At 45.8% G+C, this 5,500-nt stretch carries 6 protein-coding genes; all 6 read left to right on the top strand.

The genetic code is table 11. From position 1 onward, the window contains the following. Positions 1–705: phosphomethylpyrimidine synthase ThiC (locus QAS77_RS10070; protein WP_305065352.1), on the top strand; the 705-nt coding region annotated here is incomplete at its 5' end. A 4-nt stretch (positions 706–709) separates the two neighbouring features. Next, positions 710–1,483 carry a coenzyme F420-0:L-glutamate ligase gene (cofE, locus tag QAS77_RS10065; protein ID WP_305065351.1) on the top strand — a complete coding sequence of 258 codons (774 nt, stop codon included), beginning with the start codon at positions 710–712 and terminating at the stop codon, positions 1,481–1,483. 201 nt (positions 1,484–1,684) lie between these two features. Next, positions 1,685–1,954 (top strand): thioredoxin family protein, encoded by a 270-nt coding sequence (locus QAS77_RS10060; protein ID WP_305065349.1) that lies wholly within the window; start codon positions 1,685–1,687, stop codon positions 1,952–1,954. 118 nt (positions 1,955–2,072) lie between these two features. Then, complete coding sequence (locus QAS77_RS10055; protein ID WP_305065354.1) at positions 2,073–3,068, top strand: MBL fold metallo-hydrolase; 996 nt, start codon at positions 2,073–2,075, stop codon at positions 3,066–3,068. A gap of 86 nt (positions 3,069–3,154) precedes the next feature. Then, the gene (locus QAS77_RS10050) at positions 3,155–3,544 is read left to right on the top strand and encodes an EMC6-like membrane protein (protein ID WP_305065348.1); all 390 of its coding nucleotides are present in this window, start codon (positions 3,155–3,157) and stop codon (positions 3,542–3,544) included. A 75-nt stretch (positions 3,545–3,619) separates the two neighbouring features. Continuing rightward, complete coding sequence (locus QAS77_RS10045) at positions 3,620–5,389, top strand: ribosome biogenesis/translation initiation ATPase RLI (protein WP_305065346.1); 1,770 nt, start codon at positions 3,620–3,622, stop codon at positions 5,387–5,389. The last annotated feature ends 111 nt before the right edge of the window (positions 5,390–5,500 follow it).

Raw genomic sequence — 5,500 nt, 5'->3', positions numbered from 1 at the left:
TCTTTCACCAGTGTTCTGATGTTGAAGGACGGCTGTGAGAATCCTTACCTTGAGAATTTCGATGAGGTCCTTTCAATACTGAAGAAGAACGATGTCGTTCTCTCCCTTGGGAACACGATGCGTAGCGGTTGCGTTCATGATGTGTGTGATAATCCGCAGATGATGGAGATCAGGAAGAACGCAAAACTTGCAGAACAGGCTAATGAGGCTGGTGTCCAGGTAATCATTGAAGGCATGGGCGGTCATGTGCAGGCAAATGATATTGTCCCCCACATTCAGGCTCACCGCTCCCTTTCCAATTACCCTCTCTTTGTAGCAGGTCCGTTGCCGACTGATGTCGGTATGGGGTATGACCACATCTCTGGGGCAGTTGGTGCGAGCATTGCAAGTGGCAATGGTGCTGATTATCTTTGCTACATAACTCCGGCAGAACATCTCTCCCTTCCAACACCTGAGCAGGTGCGTGAAGGACTTATTGCTTTTAAGATCGCGGCACACATAGGCGATTCCATGAAATACGGTCTCGATGATCGAGATAAATTGCTTGCTGACAGGCGTGCCAATTTTGATTGGGAAGGACAGATGGAACTGGCACTGGATCCTGATAAACCTAAGGGGATGTGTCCCATGACAGGTCCTTGCTCCATGTGTGGCGAATACTGTGCCATCAAGATAATGTCTGATTATTTGTCGGAAGGTGTCTGAATTGGTGTCAGAACTTCCCTCTATACAGATGGTCGGTATACGAACTCCTATCATTAAGGTAGGTGATGATATCGTGGAAATTCTATGCGAAGCCTTCGAAATGCATGGTGTATTTCTGGAAGCTGGTGATATACTGGTTCTTGCCGAATCTGCGGTAGCGACTGCAGAAGGCAGGTTGGTGAAGCTATCGACCGTAGTTCCGGGGAAAATTGCAAAGGAACTTGCAGGTAAGTATTGTCTTGATCCCAGGGAGATGGAGCTCGTTCTTTGTGAATGCGATGAGATCATTGGGGGTGTGCCTGGGGCTGCTCTCACTTTGACCAATGGGACATTGTCCCCTAATGCAGGCATTGATGCTTCCAACGCCCCGGAAGGGCATGTTGTGCTTTTGCCTAAGGATGCTCAGAAAAGTGCTGCTTACATAAGGAAGGGCGTTGAAGGGTATTCTTCCTGCCATGTGGGTGTTATCATTGGAGATAGCCGCACCCAGCCTTTGCGTCTTGGTTGCATGGGGGTCGCACTTGGGACTTCCGGTATAGTTCCAGTTGAAGATGCACGTGGCTCACATGATCTTTTTGGGAAACCTCTTCATATAACACGCAAGGCGGTTGCGGATAATCTGGTATCTGCTGCTCAGCTTTTGATGGGCGAGGCAGATGAATGCATCCCATGTGTGCTGATTCGCGGAGCTCCTGTGGAAATGTGTGAAGGGTCTGAGGAGATGCCACTGTTCACACCGGAAGAGTGCATGTATTACAGCAATATCAAAAGGAATTGAGAATGCCTTTTGCCCCTTTCCAGCATATCTTCTGAGAATGGTCTTCAAAAAAGATCTCGATCTTGCGGCTGTTCTGTTAGCGAGTGTCATAATTGATGTCAGTGTCACAATCAAAAGCTATTTATAGAATGCAACCAATGGTTTTGTACAAAGCGTGCAATACCGCTTACTTATATTTTTCAGTTACAAAGGTGATCTTCAATGAGCAATGTAGTAGTAATGGATTTTACAGCAACGTGGTGTGGGCCTTGCCAGATACAGAAACCTATCCTTGAACAGCTCGAGGGTGAAATGGGGGACAAGGTAGAGTTCAAGATGATAGATGTTGACCAGAACAATGCCCTTGCAGGCAAGTATGGGGTCAGTGCAGTACCTACTCTCATCATTGAGAAAGATGGCGAAGTGGTAAAGCGATATACAGGTGTTACCAGTGCTGACGTACTTCGTACAGAGCTGAGTGCTCTTATCTGAACTTTCTTTTCATTCATTCTTCCTCTATTTTTTGTGTTACTTCTTCTTCTTCTGACAACATGTAAATAACTTGAACTCGTCCATTGGCCAGAGGTATCATTTGAACAGATTTGCAGACATGGGAGTTCTGGCATTCCGCCAGAAGAATTCACGAGGAACGTTCAAACCCCATCTTGCCGTAAAATTCCGGACAGATGGTGGGAACCTTTGTACTTTTTCCATTGATTCGACACGTGTTCCTAATAAGCAGCCTCAACCGGATGCTTACCTTGTCACTCATGCTCATTCTGACCATAATGGCAAGTCTGCAATGCTCTCTGACCTCTCAGTTTCCACGGAAAAGACTGCTAAAGCACTTGAGATACGTCATGAACGTGAGTTCAAGGGGCGTACTTTAGCATGTGGGGATTCCATCGACATCAATGGTGTGACCGTAAAGACCTATCAGACGGGACATACTGCAGGAGCGGTTGGCTTCTATTGGGTGAACGATGTGGGTACCCGTATTCTTGTCACCGGGGATGTTAAGGATCCTTCTGCACTGCCAAAATGTGACGTGCTGATAACTGAAGCGAACTATGGCGATCATTCTGACCCGTCCTGCCATTTCGAGGATGATATTGAAGGCTTTAGAAATGTGATGGAATGTGGTTCCCAGGTTGCTTTCGGTGCTTATGCATTTGGGAAGGCCCAGCGTGCGGTGGAGCTTTTGCGTGATATTGGTTACCATGGGACGATCGCAATGGAAGAAAAGTCACTGCTTCTGACACGCAGCCTTGTGGATAATGCGGGGGATATAGTGGCTATCGGGGAATGTGATGAGGGCGAGGTCTGCATCGTACCGCCGTGGGACCTTAAGAAGTTGCCTCATTCGATGAAAAAATATGTGCTGACAGGAAGGCTGGATTATAGCTACCCTGCCCTGCAGATAAGTGACCATCTTGATGCTAATGGCCTTGCCAAAATGGTGGAGGATATAGACCCTGAGCTGACAATTGTGTATCATCCTTCAGGAGAAAGGCCGGAAAAATTTGCTTCCTATCTAAATAGTGTAGGCAGAGAAGCTGTATCCCTTGATCAGGTCAGCAATGTTCTAAGTAATGAGTTTCTTTGATCTACTCTCTGCAGGAATAAACGTTTATATATGTTCTAATGATTATAACAACCAATCTTAATAATTAACTCAGGAGAAGATGCCAATTGAAAAAGGAAAGCAAAGTGAAGTCGGATGGCACCAAAAAGGTAGTTCAGACTGACGCTCCTGCAGTGTCCACAAAGCCCGCTGCGATCAAAGTAAAAACTCCGGAAGAGCGCAAGGTAGCACATATACAGGGTATCATCAAGACTGCTGTTGCAGCATTCCTTGGTATGATCGCCGGTCTTGGTGCATTCCTCCAATTCGGTGCAGGTACCGAAACCAAATGGTATGCAGTGCTGGTCATTGTCGGTGTGTTGGCATATTATGCGCAGCGCTTCATCTATCCAGCTATCAATATAAACACGAAAGAGTTCGGGCCAAAGGATTGGTTCTATGTCGAATTCATCGTTATCGACTTCTGCCTTGTGACATGGGTATTGCTGTTGAACTGACAGTATTCATGCTACTCTTTTTTTCTTTTGCGTACAGCTTATTAAATATCCCATTAACAACTTCAGTGATCCATCATGCGAATTGCAATATTGAATAAGGATAGGTGCCAGCCAAGGCGATGTAGCCACGAATGTGAGAAATACTGTCCTAGGGTCAGGACAGGATACGAGACAATTGTGTTCGGAGATGATGGTAAAGCCATTATATCTGAGGAACTATGTGTCGGCTGTGGCATCTGTGTCAACAAATGTCCTTTTAGCGCTATTATGATAATCGGTCTGCCTGAGGCTCTTGACAAGCCGACCCACAGGTATGGTCAGAACGGTTTTGCCCTTTATGGATTGCCAACCCCCCAGGTGGGTAAGGTAACCGGTATTCTTGGTCCGAACGGTATTGGTAAGAGTACTTCAGTACAAATTCTGTCAGGTGCTCTTGTTCCTAACTTCGGAGAAGAGACCGGTGACTGGGACACAGTATTGGATCACTATGCCGGTACTGGAATGTATGACTATTTCAAGGATGTTATCGATGGCAAGATCAAAGTATCCCAGAAACCGCAGTATGTGGACATGATCCCTAAGGCTTTCAACGGCAAGACACGTGATCTTCTTGAAGGTACTGATGAGCGCGGTGTAATGGATGAACTTGTCGAGAAGCTTGACCTAAGTCACATAATCAACCGAAATATCGGTGAGCTCAGTGGCGGAGAGTTGCAGAGGGTAGCCATTGCCGCATGTGCAGCAAGGGATGCAGACTTTTACTTCTTTGATGAGATAAGTCCATATCTGGATATCTACCAGCGTATCAATTCCTCACAGCTTATACAGGAGCTAGCAAAGGACAAGGCAGTTCTTGTCGTTGAGCACGACCTTGCAATTCTGGACATGCTTTCGGATGTTATTCAGATAGCATACGGTATGCCAAGCGGGTATGGTGTGATCACACATCCAAAAGGTGTCAGGATCGGTATCAACCAATATCTCAAAGGTTACCTTCCTGAAGAGAACGTACGTGTCAGGCCGGATGCCATTACTTTTGAAGTGCATCCTCCACGTGTTGCAACTGACATTGCCACTCTTCTGGATTACAATGCTTTCTCCAAAAAGTACGGTGACGGTTTTTCACTTAAGTCCGATGGCGGTTCTTTAAAAGAAGGTGAAGTGATCGGAATTGTCGGTCCTAACGGTATTGGTAAGTCCACTTTTGTAAAGATCCTTGCAGGAGAGGTTGAACCTGATGAGGGTGAGCTGGAATCGGAAGTTTCCATCTCCTATAAACCTCAGTACATCAAAGTGGATTCTTTCATGCAGGTACGACAGTTCTTAAGGAGCATCACCCGCAGGTTCGATACCAGCTATTATGAAGCTGAGATAATCAAGCCACTTCAGCTTGAGCCCCTCTTTGATAAAATGCTGAACGATCTGAGTGGCGGTGAGTTACAGAGGGTTGCCATCGCAGCATGTCTTTCAAAGGATGCTGATCTGTATATTCTCGATGAACCAAGTGCGCACCTTGACGTAGAGCAGCGTTCACTTGCAACGAAGGCGATAAAGAGATTTGCAGAAAATAATGGTAAGACCGCAATGGTCGTAGACCATGACATCTACATGATAGATATGCTCAGTGAACGCCTGATAGTCTTCGAAGGCGAACCGGCGGTCTACGGTATAGCACATCCTCCGTCTTCAATGCAAATTGGTATGAACAAATTCCTCTCTGACCTTGGTATCACTTTCAGAAGGGATGAAGATACTACAAGACCAAGGGTCAATAAAAAAGATTCACGTCTTGACAGAGAACAGAAAGCAAAAGGTGAATATTATTACTACAAGCTGGATGAGTGAATATCTCATCCTTTTTATTTCCATTATTTAATTCGATCTTTTTTTCTTCGAAAGGTACCATGTAAGGAATTCGGTATAGAGTATGATACCGATGATCGTGGACCATGTGAA

The organism is Methanococcoides sp., from assembly GCF_030594565.1.
GTDB classification, from domain to species: Archaea; Halobacteriota; Methanosarcinia; order Methanosarcinales; family Methanosarcinaceae; genus Methanococcoides; species Methanococcoides seepicolus.
The sequence above is the reverse complement of the archived record's forward strand: the minus strand, read 5'-3'. Positions and strand labels throughout refer to the sequence as shown.